Source organism: Burkholderia sp. 9777_1386 (assembly GCF_015712265.1).
Lineage (GTDB): Bacteria > Pseudomonadota > Gammaproteobacteria > Burkholderiales > Burkholderiaceae > Burkholderia > Burkholderia cenocepacia.
This window is the reverse complement of record NZ_JACCQB010000004.1, coordinates 200,883-219,234: the sequence shown is the minus strand read 5'-3', so window position 1 is coordinate 219,234 and position 18,352 is coordinate 200,883. Positions and strand designations below refer to the sequence as shown.

Annotated in this window: 16 protein-coding genes; all 16 read right to left on the bottom strand. The window is 66.4% G+C overall.

The features are described from left to right. Nucleotides 1-82: 82 nt before the first annotated feature. The 16 genes from H0X91_RS05990 to rlmN all read right to left on the bottom strand — a co-directional run bounded on the left by H0X91_RS05990 (nucleotide 83) and on the right by rlmN (nucleotide 18,316). Nucleotides 83-1,999 (bottom strand): potassium transporter Kup, encoded by a 1,917-nt coding sequence (locus H0X91_RS05990; protein ID WP_006485906.1) that lies wholly within the window; start codon nucleotides 1,997-1,999, stop codon nucleotides 83-85. Nucleotides 2,000-2,273: 274 nt separating this feature from the next. Further along, nucleotides 2,274-2,870: a phosphoribosyltransferase gene (locus H0X91_RS05985; RefSeq protein WP_006485899.1), complete on the bottom strand. Its 597-nt coding sequence runs from the start codon at nucleotides 2,868-2,870 to the stop codon at nucleotides 2,274-2,276. 7 nt (nucleotides 2,871-2,877) lie between these two features. Further along, nucleotides 2,878-4,224, bottom strand: a complete 1,347-nt coding sequence (locus H0X91_RS05980) for an adenylosuccinate synthase (RefSeq protein WP_006496417.1) — start codon at nucleotides 4,222-4,224, stop codon at nucleotides 2,878-2,880. Between the two features lie 113 nt (nucleotides 4,225-4,337). Then, on the bottom strand, nucleotides 4,338-5,486 hold the full coding sequence (locus tag H0X91_RS05975) for an ATP phosphoribosyltransferase regulatory subunit (protein WP_006496416.1): 1,149 nt from the start codon (nucleotides 5,484-5,486) through the stop codon (nucleotides 4,338-4,340). A 113-nt stretch (nucleotides 5,487-5,599) separates the two neighbouring features. Continuing rightward, on the bottom strand, nucleotides 5,600-5,791 hold the full coding sequence (locus H0X91_RS05970) for a DUF2065 domain-containing protein (RefSeq protein WP_006478685.1): 192 nt from the start codon (nucleotides 5,789-5,791) through the stop codon (nucleotides 5,600-5,602). A 36-nt stretch (nucleotides 5,792-5,827) separates the two neighbouring features. Beyond that, nucleotides 5,828-6,727: a protease modulator HflC gene (gene hflC / locus H0X91_RS05965; protein ID WP_006485903.1), complete on the bottom strand. Its 900-nt coding sequence runs from the start codon at nucleotides 6,725-6,727 to the stop codon at nucleotides 5,828-5,830. A 15-nt stretch (nucleotides 6,728-6,742) separates the two neighbouring features. Then, nucleotides 6,743-8,089, bottom strand: a complete 1,347-nt coding sequence (gene hflK, locus H0X91_RS05960) for an FtsH protease activity modulator HflK (protein ID WP_006493684.1) — start codon at nucleotides 8,087-8,089, stop codon at nucleotides 6,743-6,745. A 47-nt stretch (nucleotides 8,090-8,136) separates the two neighbouring features. Next, nucleotides 8,137-9,309, bottom strand: coding sequence for a GTPase HflX (hflX, locus tag H0X91_RS05955; protein ID WP_006483315.1), 1,173 nt, complete (start codon nucleotides 9,307-9,309; stop codon nucleotides 8,137-8,139). A 72-nt stretch (nucleotides 9,310-9,381) separates the two neighbouring features. Then, nucleotides 9,382-9,621 (bottom strand): RNA chaperone Hfq, encoded by a 240-nt coding sequence (hfq, locus tag H0X91_RS05950; protein ID WP_006399927.1) that lies wholly within the window; start codon nucleotides 9,619-9,621, stop codon nucleotides 9,382-9,384. Nucleotides 9,622-9,762: 141 nt separating this feature from the next. Then, on the bottom strand, nucleotides 9,763-11,100 hold the full coding sequence (der, locus tag H0X91_RS05945; protein ID WP_006493685.1) for a ribosome biogenesis GTPase Der: 1,338 nt from the start codon (nucleotides 11,098-11,100) through the stop codon (nucleotides 9,763-9,765). A 246-nt stretch (nucleotides 11,101-11,346) separates the two neighbouring features. Then, entirely contained in the window at nucleotides 11,347-12,492 is a 1,146-nt protein-coding gene (bamB, locus tag H0X91_RS05940; protein ID WP_006483316.1) for an outer membrane protein assembly factor BamB, read from the bottom strand. 41 nt (nucleotides 12,493-12,533) lie between these two features. Beyond that, nucleotides 12,534-13,163 carry a tetratricopeptide repeat protein gene (locus tag H0X91_RS05935; RefSeq protein WP_006478678.1) on the bottom strand — a complete coding sequence of 210 codons (630 nt, stop codon included), beginning with the start codon at nucleotides 13,161-13,163 and terminating at the stop codon, nucleotides 12,534-12,536. A 55-nt stretch (nucleotides 13,164-13,218) separates the two neighbouring features. Beyond that, entirely contained in the window at nucleotides 13,219-14,559 is a 1,341-nt protein-coding gene (gene hisS / locus H0X91_RS05930; RefSeq protein WP_196432877.1) for a histidine--tRNA ligase, read from the bottom strand. A gap of 20 nt (nucleotides 14,560-14,579) precedes the next feature. Continuing rightward, on the bottom strand, nucleotides 14,580-15,884 hold the full coding sequence (gene ispG / locus H0X91_RS05925; protein ID WP_196432876.1) for a flavodoxin-dependent (E)-4-hydroxy-3-methylbut-2-enyl-diphosphate synthase: 1,305 nt from the start codon (nucleotides 15,882-15,884) through the stop codon (nucleotides 14,580-14,582). A gap of 112 nt (nucleotides 15,885-15,996) precedes the next feature. Beyond that, nucleotides 15,997-17,013, bottom strand: a complete 1,017-nt coding sequence (locus H0X91_RS05920) for a helix-turn-helix domain-containing protein (protein WP_012492656.1) — start codon at nucleotides 17,011-17,013, stop codon at nucleotides 15,997-15,999. Between the two features lie 163 nt (nucleotides 17,014-17,176). Beyond that, nucleotides 17,177-18,316: a 23S rRNA (adenine(2503)-C(2))-methyltransferase RlmN gene (rlmN, locus tag H0X91_RS05915; protein ID WP_006484457.1), complete on the bottom strand. Its 1,140-nt coding sequence runs from the start codon at nucleotides 18,314-18,316 to the stop codon at nucleotides 17,177-17,179. Between the last annotated feature and the right edge of the window lie 36 nt (nucleotides 18,317-18,352).

The window sequence follows — 18,352 nt, the reverse complement described above, 5'->3', positions numbered from 1 at the left end:
CGAAAAAGCCCGCCGAAAGGCGGGCTTTTTCATTATCCGGGTACCTGTGACGCGCGGCCGGACGGCCCGCGCGCCGGGCCCGTCAGATCTCGATCTTCGTCCCGAGCTCGACGACGCGGTTCGCCGGAATCGCGAAGAAATCGGTCGGCTTCGCGGCGTTCTGGTGCATCCATGCGAACACCCGCTCGCGCCAGATCGACATCCCTGGCAGATGCGTCGGCACGACCGTTTCGCGCGCGAGGAAGAACGACGTGTCCATCAGCTCGAACGTCATGTCGTGCGTGCGGCCGAATTCCTCGAGCACGGCCTTCACGTCCGGCGTCTCGTTGAAGCCGTACTCGGCCTTGACGATGTACAGCCCGCCGCCCGCATCGCGCGCGCTCTGGCGCTTGTCGTCGCGCACGTACGGAATGTCGCGCGTGACGAACGTCAGGAAAATGGTCCGTTCGTGCAGCACCTTGTTGTGCTTCAGGTTGTGCAGCAGGCTGACGGGCACGAGCTTGTCGTTGCCGGTCAGATAGATCGCGGTGCCCGACACGCGATGCGGCGGATGCGCGAGCAGGCCCTGCAGGAACGGCTCCAGCGGAATACCGTCGGCCGCCGTGCGCTCCTTGACGATGTGACGCCCCTTGTACCAGGTCATCAGCAGGAAGAACAGCAACGCGCCGATACCGAGCGGCAGCCAGCCGCCCTGCGCGACCTTCAGCAGGTTCGCGCCGAAAAAGCCGAGGTCGATCGCGAGGAACACCGCGATGATCGCGCCGACCAGCAGCCGGTTCCAGTTCCACACCTTCACCATCACGACGCACGCGAGCACGGTCGTGATCACCATCGTCGCCGTCACCGCGATGCCGTACGCGGCCGCGAGATTGTCCGAACTCTTGAAGCCGACGACGATACAGAGGATCACGGCCAGCAGCAGCCAGTTCACGACCGGCACGTAGATCTGGCCGATCGCGAGCTCGGACGTATGCAGCACCTTCATGCGCGGCACGTAGCCGAGCTGGATCGCCTGCGACGTCAGCGAATACGCGCCCGAGATCACGGCCTGGGACGCGATCACGGTCGCGACCGTCGACAGCACGACGAGCGGCAGCAGCCCCCATTCGGGCGCCAGCAGGAAGAACGGGTTTTCGATCGCTTTCGGGTTCTGGATCAGCAGCGCGCCCTGCCCGAAGTAGTTCAGCACGAGCGACGGCATCACGAGCCCGTACGCGGCGTACCGGATCGGCTTGGCACCGAAGTGGCCCATGTCCGCGTAGAGCGCTTCCGCGCCGGTCAGCACCAGCACGACCGAACCGAGCACGACGTAGGCCTGCAGCAGGTGGTCGGCCATGAACGACGCCGCGTAATACGGATTGATTGCCGCGATGATGCCCGGCACGCGAACGATGTGGTACACGCCGAGCGCCGCGATCACGACGAACCACAGCACCATGATCGGGCCGAACAGCTTGCCGACCAGCGCGGTACCGTGCCGCTGGATCCAGAACAGCGCGATCAGGATCACGATCGTGATCGGCAACACGAGATGGGACAGGTGCGGCGTCGCGATCTCGAGACCTTCGACGGCCGACATCACGGAAATCGCCGGCGTGATCACCGCGTCCCCGTAGAACATGCAGGCGCCGAATATCCCGAGCGCCATCAGCGCGCCCGCGACCCGGGTCTTGGAGTCGAGCGGGCGCAGCGACAGCGCCATCAGCGCGAGCACGCCGCCCTCGCCGTTGTTGTCCGCCCGCATCACGAACAGCAGGTACTTGACGCCGACCACCAGGATGATCGCCCAGAACAGCAGCGAGATCACGCCGAGAATCGAGCCTTCGGTCAGCGGAATGCCGTGCGCGGGGCTGAACGCCTCCTTGAGCGAATACAGCGGGCTGGTGCCGATGTCGCCGAACACGACGCCGATGGCTGCTATCGCTAGCGCCCGCATCGAGTGTTGTTGCGTCGAATGCGGCGCGTGTGCGGCGTCGGTCGCGTGAGTCGTGTCGTTCATATGAAGCGTAATAATCGGGTCCGGGTCGGACAAAACGAGCGCTATTCTACTCGCGCCCCCGTGAAACGCCGTCCTGCCGTGTTGCCGTGGAACCACGTGATCCACGCCGCGCATGCAATCCGGCGCGACCTGTGGCAGGGCTGCCATCATAGCCGGGGCCGCGCCGCCTGCCTATCGGGTCCGCCGCACACGCCGCCCGGCGCCACCCGCGCGCCAATGAAAAACGGCGCCGCAAGCGGCGCCGTACAAGACTTTCCTTCGATCGGCCGGACGCTTACGCGCCCGAACCGTCGCGCTGCGCGCGACCGCGCTTGATCCACGCCTCGAGGTTGTGCGGACGAACCGTGTCCCACTCCTCGAACGGCTGATGAATCCACGGATTCGTCGGCAGGAACTGCGTGTGATAGTCGGGCTTGACCTTCGAGCAACCCTTGTACCAGAGCACGGCCGAACGCACGGCCGTCACGGACGGATAGCGTTCCTTCAGGTGCTCCTGCACGCGTGCGAGCGTGACGCCGGAATCGACGAGATCGTCGACCAGCAGCACGTTGCCCGCCAGGTTGCCGCGCGTCATCGTGATGTACTGCGCGATGTCGAGCTCGCCCTGCTCGGTGCCGGCTGCTTCCCGGTACGAGCTCGTCGCGAGGATCGCGAGCGGCACGTCATAGATGCGCGACAGCTGGTCGCCGACGCGCAGGCCACCGCGCGCGAGGCACAGGATCTGGTCGAACTTCCAGCCCGAGGCGTGCACCTGGAGCGCGAGCAGCTCGATCAGCCGGTGATACTCGTCCCAGCCTACCCACAGGTTCTTGTCGTCGTTGCGCGGATCGGTCATCAAGTCTGCCGCCGTCATCGTGATTTGCTGCGTCATCTGGGAATTACACCTTGAACGGATGGCGGAGCAGGATCGTTTCGTCGCGGTCCGGGCCCGTCGACACCATGTCGACCGGCACGCCAGCCACTTCCTGGACACGGGACAGGTATGCCTGTGCATTCACCGGCAGCGCGTCCCACGTCTTGATGCCGACCGTGCTTTCCTTCCAGCCGGAGAACGTTTCGTACACGGGCTCGCAACGCGCGACGTCGACCGCGCCACGCGGCAGGATGTCCACGTCCTTGCCGTCGACCTTGTAGCCGACGCACAGCTTGACTTCGTCGAGGCCGTCGAGCACGTCGAGCTTCGTCATGCACAGGCCCGACACGCCGTTGATCTGGATCGAACGGCGCAGCGCAGCCGCGTCGAGCCAGCCGGTGCGGCGCGGACGGCCCGTGACCGAACCGAATTCCTTGCCGACGTTCGCGAGCGTGACGCCGACCTGGTCCTGGCGCTGCGGGTTGTCCGCATCGTACAGCTCGCTCGGGAACGGGCCCGAGCCGACGCGTGTGCAATACGCCTTCGTGATGCCGAGGATGTAGTTGAGCTTCTGCGGACCGACGCCCGCGCCCGCCGACGCCGCACCCGCGACGCAGTTGCTCGACGTGACGAACGGATAGGTGCCGTGGTCGATGTCGAGCAGCGTGCCTTGCGCGCCTTCGAACAGCAGGTTCTGGCCCGCGTTGTTCGCGTCGTACAGGCGGCGCGACACGTCGGCCACCATCGGCTTCAGGCGGTCGGCATAGCCGAGCATCGTGTCGAGCGTGGCCTGGAAGTCGACGGCCGCACCGCCCAGATACTGGGTCAGCACGAAGTTGTGGTAATCGAGATTTTCGCGCAGGCGATCGGCGAAGGTCTTCGCGTCGAACAGGTCCTGCACGCGCAGCGCGCGGCGGCCGACCTTGTCTTCGTACGCGGGGCCGATGCCGCGGCCCGTCGTGCCGATCTTGCCCGCGCCCTTGCGCGCTTCGCGCGCCTGGTCGATCGCGATGTGGTACGGCAGGATCAGCGTCGTGGCTTCGGAGATGAACAGACGGTCGCGTACGTTCACGCCGGCCTCTTCGAGCTCGCCGATTTCCTTGAACAGTGCTTCGGGGGACAGAACGACGCCGTTGCCGATGTAGCAGGCGACGCCTTCACGCATGATGCCCGACGGAATGAGGCGCAAGATCGTTTTCTTGCCGCCGATGATGAGGGTGTGGCCGGCGTTGTGACCGCCCTGGAAACGCACGACGCCTTGAGCGTGGTCCGTCAGCCAGTCGACGATCTTGCCCTTGCCTTCATCACCCCATTGCGTTCCCACGACGACGACATTGCGCCCGGGAGTCACGTTCACTGCGCTGGCAGACATGTTGATTCGTTAGCTGGTTAAAAACGTATTCTACCTATGTTCGCGGGCGATTCCGAATTTTTCCGTTTCGCTTCAACGATATGCACGCCGAAGCGCAGCCCGCGAACGCCTGTTTATCGGGGTTCGACCACCCATGCGCCGTTGCGCTCGACGAGCGAACGATCGCAGGCGAATTCGTCGAGCACGTGGTCGTGGCCCGGCAGCGCCTGGATCACGACCTCGCCCGCATCGCGCAGCGCCGCGACCGCCGCGCCGAGCGCGTCGTCCTGCGCCCACGGCGCGAGAATCGCGGTGCCGCGCGCCTCGACCGGCGAAATCCGCGCGAGCTCGCGCAGGTCGAGCGAAAAGCCGGTTGCCGGGCGGGCCCGGCCATAGGCCTGCCCCACGTGGTCGTAACGACCGCCGCGCGCGATCGCGTTCGGCACGCCGTCGATGTAGGCGCTGAACATCGCGCCGCTGTGATACGCGTAACCGCGCAAATCGGCGAGATCGATCGCGACTTCGACGCCCTTCGCCTGCGACGCAAGCTGCGCGAGATCGTCGAGCGCCCGCGTGATTTCGGGCAGCACCGGCAGGCGCGTGCGCGCCTCGGCGAGCACGCTCGCGTCGCCGTAAAGGTTCGGCAGCGCACGCAGCGCGGCGCGCGTATCGGCGCCGAGATCGTCGGTCAGCTCGTTCAGCAGCGGCACGTCCTTGCCCGACAGCGCGTCGTACAGCGACTCGCCGCGCTCCGCGGCCTGCGCGTCGCGCGCCAGCAGCGCCGCGAGCACACCCGCGTGACCGAGGTCGAGGCGGATCCGCGACAGGCCCGCGAGATGCAGCGCGTCGAGCATCAGCTGCTGGATCTCGAGATCGGCTTCCAGGCCGGCGTGGCCGTAGATTTCCGCGCCGATCTGGATCTGTTCGCGCGTCGCGTGCAGCCCGCGCGGACGCGTATGCATCACGTGGCCCGCATAGCAGAGGCGCGTCACGCCCTGACGGTTCAACAGGTGCGCGTCGATCCGCGCGACCTGCGGCGTGATGTCCGCGCGCAGGCCGAGCGTCCGGCCCGACAACTGGTCGACCAGCTTGAAGGTGCGCAGGCGCAGATCGGCGCCCCCGCTCGTCAGCAGCGACTCGAGATACTCGAGCAGCGGCGGCATCACCATTTCGTAGCCGTACGAACGGAAGCGGTCGAGCAGCCTGCGGCGCAGCTCCTCGATCTTGCGCGCTTCCGACGGCAGCACGTCGGCGATATTCTCGGGAAGTAACCAGGTCGACATCGGTACGGTCCTACGACGGGAAACGGCGCGCGACACGCGCGCCGCGAGTTGAATCGGAACTTCGAAATCGGGCGGAACGAACGGCGGATGCGCCGTCCGGATCGGGGCTCCGGTCAGGTCGCGAGCAGCAGCAGCACGAGCCCGAGCACCATCACGATCAGCCCGCCGATCCGGATATGATGCGGCGGCCGCTCGGCTATTCTACGAAACGTGTCGCGCCAGGCGACGGGAAACACGAAGGGGAACGCCCCCTCGATGATCAGCATCAGCGCTACTGCGAGCAACAACGAGCCAGCCAGGTCCATGCGAGCGACGGCGCCGCTCGACGCGGCGCCCCAAAGTCAATGTTTGCGGGGAGCAGGCGCCGCCGGTGCGGCGCCGCCCGTCGGGCTGCGCATGAAGCGGAAGAACTCGCTGTCGGGATCGACGACGATGATGTCGTTGCGCTTGAACGTATTCCGGTAGGCCTGCAGGCTCGCGTAGAACTGATAGAACTGCGGATCGCGGCCGAACGCGTCTGCGGCGATCGTCGCGGCCTTCGCATCGCCCTCGCCCTTGATCGTCTGCGCGGACTTGTACGCGTTCGCGAGCACGGCCTGCTGCTCGCGTTCGGCGTCGGCCTTGATCTGCTCGACGTCGGCCGCGCCTTGCGCGCGCACTTGCGCCGCCTGATCGCGCAACGCACCGATCATCCGTTGATAGACGGCATCCGTCTGCGCGGCCGGCAGGTCGACGCGCGTCAGCTGGACGTCGACCACGTCGACGCCGAAACCGGTCGCATTCGCCTTCGTCGCATCGCGCGCCGCATCGGCGATCGCACGTTGACCGCCGAGGGCATCGTCGAGCGCGCGCTTGCCGAATGCGTCGCCGAGCGCGCTCTTCAGCGCGCCGGACAGCCGTTCGGCCGCCGCCGCCGGGTCGCCGCCCGTCGCCGTGAAATATTTCATCGGATCGCTGATCCGGTACTTCACCGCATACGCGACGAGCAGGTCGTGCTTGTCTTCGGTTGCCAGTTGCAGCGGATCGGACGACTCGAGCGACTGCAGGCGCGTATCGATCAGCGTGGCCGTCTGCAGCGGCGGCGGCAGCTTGAAGTGGACGCCGGGGCCCGCGAGCTCGGGCTGCGTGCCGTCGCGGCCCGACAACACGGCCGCATGGCGCGGATCGACGGTGAGGACCGTCGATGATGCCGCGAAGGCGACGATCACGATTGCGACGACGAGCGCAATGATTCGGTTCATGTTCTGCGCTCCCCGTTACTTCGTATCGTCTTCACGCGACCGGCTGCGAAACGCTTCGCGCGATCGCAGCACGTCGACGCCCGACGCGGTGGCGGCCGGTGCGGCGCTCGCCGGCGCGGCAGCGGCTGCCGACGGCACGGTTGCCGCCGGTGCGGACGCCGCATCGGCGGCGGATGCGCCGGTCGACGCGGCGGCGTTTTGCCGCCCCTGCTCGACGAGCTTGTCGAGCGGCAGATACACGACGCTGTTGCCGCCCTTGTTGCCGACGAATACCTTCGTCGCGTTCGAATAGATTTCCTGCATCGTCTCGAGGTACATCCGCTCGCGGATGACCGCCGGCGCCTTCGAGTACTGCGCGTAGACCTGCTTGAAGCGGTCCGCGTCGCCTTCGGCTTCGGTGACCACGCGGTCGGCATACGCCTTCGCTTCGTCGACGAGCTTCGCCGCATCGCCCTGCGCCTTCGGCAGCAGGTCGCTCGCATACGCCTGCGCGGCGCGCTTCGCGGCCTCGCGCTCGTCGCGCGCCTTCGCGACTTCGGCGTACGCGGCCTGGGTCTGGTCGGGCGCCGCGACGCTCTGCATCGTGACGGCCGTGACCTCGAGCCCCGACTGGTAGCGGTCGAGATCGCGCTGGATCGCGGTGGACAGCTGCTCGCGCAGCGCATCGCGGTCCTGGTTCAGCATGTCGGCCGCGCTGCGCGTGCCGACGATCGCGCGCACCGCGGCCTGCGCGGCCTGCGACACGCTGCGCTCGGGATCGACGCTGCGGAACAGGTAATCGGTGGCGGAACGAATCCGGTACTGGACGATGAAGCGCACGTCGACGATGTCGGCATCGCGCGTCAGCATCGCGGCTTCTTTCACGTTCGCGAGACGCACGACGTTGTTGCGGCCGATCTCGATCGAACGGACCTGCGACGTGTCGACGATCTCGTGCGATGCGAACGGATACGGCGCGCGCCAGTGCACGCCCTGGCCGACCGTGCCCGACAGCTTGCCGAGCTGCAGCACGACGCCCGTCTGGCCTTCCTGCACGACGAACAGCCCGCTGCCCGCATACACCGCGACCAGCACGCCGATCACGATGCCGACGCCGACCCGTGCGGCCCGGCCGTTGTCGGGACGGAAGCCGTTGCCGCCCTTGCCGCCGAACAGGCCGCTCAGGCGCCGGTTGAAGTTGCGCCACATCTCGTCGAGATCGGGCGGACCGTCGCCGTCGCCGCCTTGCGGACGCTTCGATTCGTTCGCGCGGGGGCGGGATCCGTCCTTGCCATTGCCTTCGCCGCGTCCCCAGCGGGGATCGTTGATCGACAGCAAGGCGCGCATCCGCCGCCAGGTACTCCGCTCGTTGTATTCGTTCACCAGAGTTTGTTCACCAGATTAGACGCCGGCGAACCGGCCGGGACCGGTTAGCGCCCGTGTTCGGAAATCGTGTGGTCTTCGTGCGGTTCAGCGGACGTGCCATCGAGCGCGTCGGGTAACGTCGCGCTGGAAAGGTGTTCCGCGGAGGCGATTTCGGCGATGGCGGCACGCAACGTATCGAGACCCTGACCGGTGCGCGCGCTCAAAAAGACGCGCGAAATATTACCATACTCGTCCCGCTCGACCGCGTCGCCGCGGGCCGCCAGCTCGGGCACGGCGTCGATCTTGTTGAAGACCAGCACCTGCCGGATCGTGTCCGCGCCGATCTCGTGCAGCACGCCGTTGACCTGCTCGATCTGCTCGAGCCGGACCGCGCTCGACGCATCGACCACATGCAGCAGCAGATCCGCATGGATCGTTTCCTCGAGGGTCGCGCGAAACGCCGCGACGAGCTGGTGAGGCAGCTCGCGGATGAACCCGACCGTATCGGACACGACGATCTGCCCGACCTCGTCGCCGAGGTACACGCGCCGCGACGTCGTATCGAGCGTCGCGAACAGCTGGTCGGCCGCGTAGGCCTGCGCTTTCGTCAGCGCATTGAACAGCGTCGACTTGCCCGCGTTCGTATAGCCGACGAGCGACACCGACATCGTGCCGCTGCGCGCGCGCTGCCGGCGCTGCGTGCTGTGCTGGCGACGCAGCCGGTCGAGCCGCGACTTCAGCATCTTGATGCGTTCGCCGATCAGCCGGCGGTCGGTTTCGAGCTGGGTTTCACCCGGGCCGCGCAGGCCGATACCGCCCTTTTGCCGCTCCAGGTGGGTCCACGCGCGAATCAGCCGGGTCGACAGGTATTGAAGCTGCGCGAGCTCGACCTGCAGCTTGCCTTCGTGGCTGCGGGCACGCTGCGCGAAGATGTCGAGGATGAGGCTCGTGCGATCGACCACGCGCCTGTTAAGTGCCTGCTCCAGATTGCGTTGCTGGGCGGGCGCCAAGGCGTGGTTGAAGATGACGATTTCGACGTTGTGCGCATCGCAGGCGAGCCGCAATTCTTCGGCTTTGCCGCTGCCGATGAACATCTTGGCATCGGGACTGGCGCGTCGACCCGTGAGGGTGACGGCGGGACGGGCTCCCGCACTGGAGGCGAGAAGACTGAGTTCTTCGAGACTGGCTTCGAAATCGGTCTTGCCGAAATCGATGCCGACGAGCGCTGCGTTGATCAAATTATCGGGTGTCAAGATAAGGCGGCTGGCATCGGTCGCTCGCGGCGACCGGATGCCGGCCGCTGCGATAGGTTAGGACGAGGCTTCCGCGTCCGGGTGGAAATTCACCGGGCGCGCCGGCACGACCGTCGAGATGGCGTGCTTGTAAACCATCTGGGTCACCGTATTACGGAGCAACACGACGTACTGGTCGAACGATTCAATGTTCCCTTGAAGCTTGATGCCGTTGACGAGGTAAATCGAAACGGGAACGTGCTCTTTGCGCAGTGCGTTCAAAAACGGGTCTTGTAACAATTGCCCTTTGTTGCTCATGGCGTACTCCATCTTTTTTTGCAGGTTGATCTGGATTGGCGGCGAAGAAAAAGAGATCCGGCGCCAATCGCTACACTATAGCTGATTTTGCCTGCCCCGCCCGGGCGTAGGCCATGCGGCCTAGCCCTTGCGGGACGTGCTTCAGCCCTTGTCCGCGTACGGGTTGTTCGACGAACGGAACTCTATGCGCAATGGAGTCCCGGTCAGCGAGAAAGTTTCGCGGAACCGGTTTTCGAGGTAGCGCTTGTAGGTTTCCGTCACCGCGTCGAGCGCGTTGCCGTGGATCACGATGATCGGCGGATTCTGGCCGCCCTGGTGTGCGTAGCGCAGCTTCGGACGCACCGGGCCGCGACGGCGCGGCTGCTGGAATTCGACCGCCTCGATCAGCGCGCGCGTGAGCTTCGGTGTCGGCAGCTTCGACATCGCCGCCGCGTAGGCATCGTCGACCGAGCGCATCAGCGCGCCGATACCCGTCTTCTTCGCGGCCGAAATGAAATGCGATTTCGCGAAGTCGAGGAATTTCAGCTTGCGGGTCAAATCCGCTTTCGCGCGGTCGCGCGCGTGGTCGTCGAGGCCGTCCCACTTGTTCACGCCAATCACGAGCGCGCGGCCCTGCTCGACGACGAAGCCGGCGATGTGCGCGTCCTGGTCGGAAATGTCCTGCTGCGCATCCAACAGAAGAATGACGACGTTCGCGTCGGAGATCGACTGCAGCGTCTTCACGACCGAGAACTTCTCGATCGCCTCGAACACCTTGCCGCGGCGCCGCAGGCCGGCCGTGTCGATCAGCGTGTATTTCTTGCCGTTACGCTCGAAGTCGACGTAGATCGAATCGCGCGTCGTGCCCGGCATGTCGAACGCGATCACACGGTCTTCGCCGATCAGCGCGTTGACGAGCGTCGACTTGCCGACGTTCGGACGGCCGACGATCGCGATCTTGATGCCGCGCGACGGATCATCCTCCTCCGCTTCCTCGGGCTGGCCGGCGTACGCGACTTCGAGCGCCTCGTTGATCATGTCGGTCACGCCGTCGCCATGCGCGGCCGAGATCGCGCGCGGATCGCCGAGCCCGAGCTCGTAGAAGTCGGTCGCGACCGCCGTGTACTTCATCCCCTCGGCCTTGTTGACGACCAGGAAGATCGGCCGGCCGGTCTTGCGCAGGTAGTCGGCGATCGACTTGTCCTGCGGCGCGAGTCCGTTACGGCCGTCGACGATGAACACGACGACGTCGGCCTCCTCGACGGCCTGCCGCGTCTGGCGCGCCATTTCGTGCAGGATGCCGTCCTTCGCGACGGGTTCGAAGCCGCCCGTATCGACGACCAGGTAAGGCCGTTCGCCGACGCGCCCTTCGCCGTAATGGCGATCGCGCGTCAGGCCCGGCAAGTCGGCGACCAGCGCATCGCGCGAGCGCGTGAGCCGGTTGAACAGCGTGGATTTCCCCACATTGGGGCGCCCAACGAGGGCAATGACCGGTTTCATCTGTGTTTTCTACGGTGAAGCGCAGCAGCGGGAGGCCCGCTGCTGCGGGCGGCTGCGCTGAATGAAAATATCACGAATTCGCGCCGCGCCGGATGCGCGCGCCCGGCGCGCGCGCGCGCCGTCGTCTTTCGTCTCGAACTGCCTTTCAAATACCGAGCGGCCGGGAACGCCGGCCGCCTTCAAGTCGCGCGGCCGCGGCGCGCGGGACCTGCCCGCCGCGCCACGGCCACGCCTGTTTCGTGCGCGTCAGCGCGGACGGAACCCGTACAGGCCACCGTCCTTCGTCTGCACGACGAGCGTATTGCCCGCGAGGACCGGCGCCGCCGTGATCGCGCTGCCGTCGGTCTTCATCCGCGCGATGAAGCTGCCATCCTCGCGCGACAGGAAGTGCACGAAGCCCTTGTAATCGCCCATCACGACCGCGTGCCCGAGCAGGTACGGCACGCCGACGTCACGGCTCTTCAGCTTGTCGTTGCGCCAGAGCTGGTTGCCCGTGGCCGCGTCGTACGCGGTGACGACCGACCAGTCGTCGCCGCCGGCGACCACCGAATCGTCCTGCGCGAGGCCGCTGCGGCTCGAGAACGGCTTTTCCCACAGTGGCCGGCCCGAGTTCGCATCGAAGCAACCGAGCTGACCCTGGAACGTCACTGCGCAGGTTTCCGCGCCCACGAGCGTCGGCGGACCGCTGACGTCGTTGATGCGCTCGACCTCGGTCACGCCCTTCGGGAACGACACCGGGGTCTGCCAGAACGGCTCGCCCGTCTGCAGGTTGATCGCGACGAGACCACCGCCCGGGAAGCCCGCGAGCACGGCCGCGTCGCCCGCAAACGTCATGCCCGCCGACACGCGCAGGTTCAGCGGCACCGCACGATTGCGGTAGTTCCACTTCTGCTCGCCCGTCTGCGCGTTGAACGCGATCACCTGGCCGTCGATCGTGCGGACGACCACGAGGCCGTTGCCGACGAGCGGCGGCGAGAAGATCTCGCCCTGCACGCTGGTCTTCCACAGCTGTTTGCCGTCCGGGCCCAGCACGAACACGCCGCCCTTCAACGCACCGACCGCGGTCAGGTTGCCGTCGCTGCCGACTCCGGCCGACAGGTCCGAACCGACCTTCGAGCGCCACAGCGTCTGGCCCGTCTTCGCGTCGATCTTCTCGACCGAACCGTTTTCGCCCGCCGCATAGACGGCGTCGCCCACGGCCACCGGCGAGAACAGGTAGCGCCCGCCCTTGCCGACGCTCGCCTTCCAGACCTGTTGCACGTCCATGACGGGCTTGAACTCGGTGAGCGGCGTCGGCACGCGGCGCGCGTCCTTCGACGACGAGCAAGCCGCCAAAGCGAGGACAGCCGCCGCGCAGGCAACGGGCACAGCGTAACGTTTCAGCAAATTCATCGGTTAGCGAAGCAGAGTTAAGAGGTTGAGGGGACCGGAATTCAGCCGCCGAGCGCGTCCAGCTTGAACTGCACGAGCTGGCGCGCGGACTGGTCGTCCTTCGACAGGCCGTCGAGCGCGAGCTTGTAAGCGGCGCGCGCGTCGTCGGTCTTGCCTTGCGCGGCAAGCAGATCGCCGCGCCGATCGGCCACGAGGCCCTTGAATGCATCGACCGGCGTACCCGACAGCAGCGCGAGGCCCGCGTCGTACGCCTTCTCGTCGAGCAGCAGCGACGCGAGACGCAGCTTCGCGATCTGCTTGTACTCGTCGTCCTTGGCGTGATCGACGGCCCATTGCAGCTGTGCCTTTGCGCCGGCCGCGTCGCCGGCCGCATACAGCGTCTTCGCGGCCGCGAGCGCCGTCATCTGCGCATACGGCGTACTGCCGAACTTGTCTTCCATGTCGGCAGCCGCGCGGGCCATCGTCGCCTTGTCGTTCGCGGCGGCAGCCTTCTGGACCTGCTCGTACAGCCCGGACGCCTCGGCAGCCTGACGGCGCTGCCAGTAGTTCCAGCCGTTGAAACCGGCCGCGACGACGAGCGCCGCGAGCACGATCCACGTGGTGAGGTTGCCCCAGCGGGCCCACCACGCCTTCAGACTTTCAATCGATTCTTGTTCGTCGTGATAACTCATCGGCGAGCGATTCCTTCCTGTTCAGGCTTTTCTTGTCGAGCGGATGCCAGCGCGATCAGTCGTCGCCGTCTTCGGCGGATGCAACCATCGCATTGATTAGGAATTCGGTCAAGCTTTCGACCGGTACGGTCTGCTGAACGTTCTTTTCCCCTTCCGCACCCGCGCCGCGCAACGCTTTCACGCCCACCGTGCCGTTCGCGACCTCTTCTTCGCCGAAGATCACCGCGAACGCGGCGCCGCTTGCGTCGGCCCGCTTCATCTGCGACTTGAAGCTCGCCGGCGCGCCGTCGGCGCTGCAGTGGAAGATCACGTCGAGGCCCGTGTCGCGCAGACGCTCGGCCGCGATGAACGCCTGTTCGCGCGCGGTTTCGCCCTGGTGCACGACGTACACGTCGACGCCTTCCTGCTCGGGCGCGAGATCCTCTTCCTTCAGCAGCTCGAGGATGCGCTCGATGCCCATCGCCCAGCCACACGCGGCGGTCGGCTTGCCGCCGAGCTGCTCGATCAGCGGATCGTAGCGGCCGCCGGCCGCGACCGTGCCCTGCGCGCCGAGCTTGTCGGTCACCCACTCGAACACGGTCAGGTTGTAGTAATCGAGCCCGCGCACGAGACGCGGGTTGATCTTGAACGGAATGTTGTTCGCGAGCAGCAGGCGCTGCAGCCCTTCGAAGTGCGCGCGCGATTCGTCGCCGAGGAAGTCGATCAGCTTCGGTGCGTTCTGCGCGATGTCCTGCAGTGCCGGATTCTTCGTGTCGAGCACGCGCAGCGGGTTCGTATACAGGCGACGCTTCGCATCCTCGTCGAGCACGTCGGCGAACTGCTCGAGGTACTTGATCAGTTCGACGCGGTGCGCGGCGCGCTCTTCGGCGAGGCCGAGCGAGTTGATCTCGAGCTTGATGCCGGTCAGGCCGAGGTCGTCCCACAGGCGCTGGCACATCATGATGATCTCGGCATCCGCATCGGGACCCGCGAAGCCGAGCGCCTCGACGCCGACCTGGTGGAACTGCCGATAGCGGCCGCGCTGCGGACGCTCGTGACGGAACATCGGGCCGATGTACCACAGGCGCTTCGGGCCGTCGTACAGCATGTTGTGCTCGATCGACGCACGCACGACGGCCGCGGTGTTTTCCGGGCGCATCGTCAGGTTCTCGCCGTTCAGCGCGTCGGTGAAGCTGTACATCTCCTTCTCGACGATGTCGGTGACTTCGCCGATGCCGCGCGTGAAGAGCTGCGTATGTTCGACGATCGGCGTGCGGATGTTCTGGTAGCCGTACGCGCGCAGCAGCGATTTCACGGTAGCTTCGAAGAATTCCCACAGGTCGGCATCCTGCGGAAGGATGTCGTTCATGCCCTTGACGCCGGTGAGCTTCTCGATCTTGCGTTTCTGTTCAGTCATCGTTCGTGTGTGTGGACGAATTAGTTCAGGGCCTCGGTGCGGCCGTAATTGCGTGCGACGTAGTCGCTGACGATCTGCTGGAATTCCTCGGCGATCCGCTCGCCGCGCAGCGTCTTGACCTTCTCGCCGTCGATGAAGACGGGTGCGGCCGGGTTCTCGCCCGAACCCGGCAGGCTGATGCCGATGTTCGCGTGCTTCGATTCGCCCGGGCCGTTGACGATGCAGCCCATCACCGCGACGTTCATCTTCTCGACGCCCGGATATTCCTTGCGCCAGACCGGCATCTGCTCGCGCAGGTAGGTCTGGATCTGCATCGCGAGTTCCTGGAACAGCGTGCTCGTCGTACGGCCGCAGCCCGGGCACGCGATCACCATCGGCGCGAACGAGCGCAGGCCCATCGTCTGGAGGATTTCCTGGCCGACGATCACTTCGCCCGTGCGCGACGCGCCCGGTTCCGGCGTCAGCGAGATGCGGATCGTGTCGCCGATCCCTTCCTGCAGCAGCACGCCGAGCGCCGCCGTCGACGCGACGATGCCCTTCGAACCCATGCCGGCCTCGGTCAGTCCGAGGTGCAGCGCGAAGCCGCAGCGGCGGCCGAGTTCGCGGTACACGGCGATCAGGTCCTGCACGCCGCTGACCTTGCACGACAGCACGATGCGGTCACGGCCCAGGCCGAGCTCCACCGCGCGTTCGGCCGAGCCGATCGCCGACTGGATCAGCGCCTCGTACATCACGCTCTGCGCGTCCCACGGCTGCGCCCGCGCGCCGTTCTCGTCCATCATGCGCGCGAGCAGGTCCTGGTCGAGACTGCCCCAGTTCACGCCGATCCGCACCGGCTTGTCGTACTTCGCCGCGGCCTCGATCATCTGCGCGAACTGCGTGTCGCGCTTCGCGCCTTGACCGACGTTGCCGGGGTTGATCCGGTACTTCGACAGCGATTCCGCACAGCCCGGGTAGTCGCGCAGCAGCAGGTGGCCGTTGTAGTGGAAATCGCCGACGAGCGGCACGGTCACGCCCATCCGGTCGAGCTGCTCGCGAATCGCCGGCACGGCGGCCGCGGCTTCGGGCGTGTTGACCGTGATGCGCACCAGTTCGGAGCCCGCATTCGCGAGTTCCTTGATCTGGATCGCCGTGCCGATCGCGTCGGCCGTGTCGGTATTCGTCATCGACTGCACGCGCACCGGCGCGTCGCCGCCGATCGTCACGAGTTGCCCGCCCCAGCGGACATCCACCGCATGCGATACGCGGCGCGGCTGATGCCCGCCGAACACCGGCTCGGTTGAACAAATCTGACTGCTGCGTGGGGATTGAGCTTTGGATTGCATCGATAGATCCATTTACGCGGAATGCGCCGCGACGCGGCGCATGAATTGAAAAAGCGCCGTGCCCTCACGGCCTGCCGAGATCGACGACAGGCCTTCGCCACGGCGCTTGACGTCAGGGCAACGTGAACCGCGCCACGTTACCCCGCGCTGCCGAATATTTTGCCGGATCGACCGGTTTTCCGTCGAACGCAACCGCGTCGAGGCCGGCCTTGTTGCCGATCGTGACCTTGAACGGCCCGTCACCGGCCACCTGCTTCGTTTCGCCGGCGCGCACCAGCGCCGAGAACAGCTCCTTGCCGTTCTTGTCGCGCACGCTGAACCAGCAATCCTGCTTGACCTTCAGTTCGACCATCGACTGACCGGCCGCCACCACGACGCTGGCCGGCTGGGCCGGCGCGGCCGTGCTTGCCGCCGCCGTGGCCGCCACGGGCTGCGACGCAGCGGCAGTCGCGACCGGCGCCGCGGGCGCCGGAACAGCCGACGCGATCGCCTGCGCCGGGGCAGCCGATGCAGCAGCCGGGGCCGGAACCGCATTCGTCACCGCGCCCGACGCGGCGTTCGTGGCCGCTTCTTCAGCAGCCGACGATGCCGTCGCCGCGCTCGCGGCCGACGCATGCTCGGCGTCGCCGCCCTTGAAGCGTGCGAGCAGGCTCGACGAATCGCCGCCAGTGTGCCACATCAGTACGGCGACCACCGCGACGATGACGATCCCCGTCCCCCACAGCCACGGATGGTGACGCGACGAGCCGCCGAGCGGAATCGACACGCGGCCGCGCGGCAGATCCGTGCCCGACGACGCCGGCATCGACAGGTCGACTTCCGGCACCCCGCGCTCGCGGCGCAGCGCCTGCGCGAACGGTTCCGGATCGACGCCGAGCATCTTCGCATAGCTGCGCACGACCCCGAGCGCGAACGTCACGCCGGGCAAATGGCTGATGTCGCCGGCCTCGAGCGCCCGGAGCTTTTGCGGTGCGACCTTGAGTCGCGCCGACACGTCGTCGACCGACCAGCCCTTCGTCTCCCGAAGCTGCGCCAGCCGGCTGCCGACCGCCGCCAGCGATTCCAGTCCCGCCGGTGCCGGCTTCGCGGCATTCGTCTCTGCGCCGTTAGACGGCTGCGGCTCACTCATCCTTGTCCTCGCGTCGATTCTTCTTCACTGGCGGCCGCCGCCGACTCCCGCCGGCCGGCACCCGCAACTGTTCATACCCTGCGCGGCGCCGAGGCGCCGCGACCGATCGCTATTCGCGTGTTGCACCGCCAAAGGGTTCGGGCACCCCGGCCAGGTGCCCCCGTCAAACTGCCCGAACTTCGATGATTTTTCCTGCTGCGCCCGTTCGTTCCGCGAGGCGCGTGCGATCCTTCACCGCGCCGGCCAGCTGCCCGCACGCGGCGTCGATGTCGTCGCCGCGCGTCTTGCGCACGGTCGTGACGACACCCGCGTCGATGAGAACCTGCGCGAAGCGCTTGATCTGCTCCGGCTTCGAGCGGATGAGGCCCGATTCCGGAAACGGATTGAACGGGATCAGGTTGAACTTGCACGGCACGTCGCGCGTGACGGCCAGCAGTTCGCGCGCATGCGCTTCGGTGTCGTTGACGCCGTCGAGCATGCAGTATTCGAAAGTGATGAAGTCGCGCGGCGCGACCTTCAGATAACGCTGACACGCGGCCATCAGCTCGCGAAGCGGATACTTCTTGTTGAGCGGCACCAGCTCGTCGCGCAGCGCATCGTTCGGCGCATGCAGCGAAACGGCCAGCGCGACCGGCAACTCGGCGCCGAGGCGGTCCATCATCGGCACCACGCCGGACGTCGACAGCGTGACGCGGCGGCGCGACAGGCCGTACGCGTTGTCGTCGAGCATCAGTCGCATCGCGGGGACGACCGCGCTGTAATTCAGGAGCGGCTCGCCCATGCCCATCATCACCACGTTGGTGACGACCCGTTCGGCCTTGCCGTTCGGGCCGGGCGCGCGGCCCAGCGACGCGCGCAATGCAAATTCGGCCATCCGGAGCTGGCCGATGATTTCAGCTGTCGACAGGTTGCGGGAGAAACCCTGCTTGCCCGTCGAACAGAAGCGGCAGTTCACCGCGCACCCGGCCTGCGACGACACGCACAGCGTGCCGCGCGTCTCTTCCGGGATGAACACGGTTTCGACCGCATTGCCGTTTCCGACGTCGATCAGCCACTTGCGCGTGCCGTCGGTGGAAACGTGATCGCTGGCGATCTCCGGCATCACGATCGACGCGCGGCCCTTGAGTTTTTCCCTCAGGGACTTCGCGAGATCAGTCATGCCGTCGAAATCGCCGGCGTTGTACTGGTGGATCCAGCGCTGCAATTGCTTGGCGCGGAACGGCTTCTCGCCCAGGCTGCCGCAGTACGCGACAAGACCCTCGGCATCGAAGTCGAGAAGATTGACGGAAGTTTCGCTCGTCATGATGTGCTGCCTTGCCGCGTGCGCTGAATCCTGCCT

What these genes read in the sequence shown, in the direction of transcription:
- H0X91_RS05970 (WP_006478685.1), bottom strand. Translation starts at nt 5,791, where the DNA reads ATGGACCTGGCTGGCTCGTTGTTGCTCGCAGTAGCGCTGATGCTGATC.
- H0X91_RS05980 (WP_006496417.1), bottom strand. Translation starts at nt 4,224, where the DNA reads ATGTCTGCCAGCGCAGTGAACGTGACTCCCGGGCGCAATGTCGTCGTC.
- der (WP_006493685.1), bottom strand. Translation starts at nt 11,100, where the DNA reads ATGAAACCGGTCATTGCCCTCGTTGGGCGCCCCAATGTGGGGAAATCC.
- hfq (WP_006399927.1), bottom strand. Translation starts at nt 9,621, where the DNA reads ATGAGCAACAAAGGGCAATTGTTACAAGACCCGTTTTTGAACGCACTG.
- H0X91_RS05935 (WP_006478678.1), bottom strand. Translation starts at nt 13,163, where the DNA reads ATGAGTTATCACGACGAACAAGAATCGATTGAAAGTCTGAAGGCGTGG.
- H0X91_RS05975 (WP_006496416.1), bottom strand. Translation starts at nt 5,486, where the DNA reads ATGTCGACCTGGTTACTTCCCGAGAATATCGCCGACGTGCTGCCGTCG.
- H0X91_RS05990 (WP_006485906.1), bottom strand. Translation starts at nt 1,999, where the DNA reads ATGAACGACACGACTCACGCGACCGACGCCGCACACGCGCCGCATTCG.
- hflC (WP_006485903.1), bottom strand. Translation starts at nt 6,727, where the DNA reads ATGAACCGAATCATTGCGCTCGTCGTCGCAATCGTGATCGTCGCCTTC.
- H0X91_RS05985 (WP_006485899.1), bottom strand. Translation starts at nt 2,870, where the DNA reads ATGACGCAGCAAATCACGATGACGGCGGCAGACTTGATGACCGATCCG.
- rlmN (WP_006484457.1), bottom strand. Translation starts at nt 18,316, where the DNA reads ATGACGAGCGAAACTTCCGTCAATCTTCTCGACTTCGATGCCGAGGGT.
- hisS (WP_196432877.1), bottom strand. Translation starts at nt 14,559, where the DNA reads ATGACTGAACAGAAACGCAAGATCGAGAAGCTCACCGGCGTCAAGGGC.
- bamB (WP_006483316.1), bottom strand. Translation starts at nt 12,492, where the DNA reads ATGAATTTGCTGAAACGTTACGCTGTGCCCGTTGCCTGCGCGGCGGCT.
- ispG (WP_196432876.1), bottom strand. Translation starts at nt 15,884, where the DNA reads ATGCAATCCAAAGCTCAATCCCCACGCAGCAGTCAGATTTGTTCAACC.
- H0X91_RS05920 (WP_012492656.1), bottom strand. Translation starts at nt 17,013, where the DNA reads ATGAGTGAGCCGCAGCCGTCTAACGGCGCAGAGACGAATGCCGCGAAG.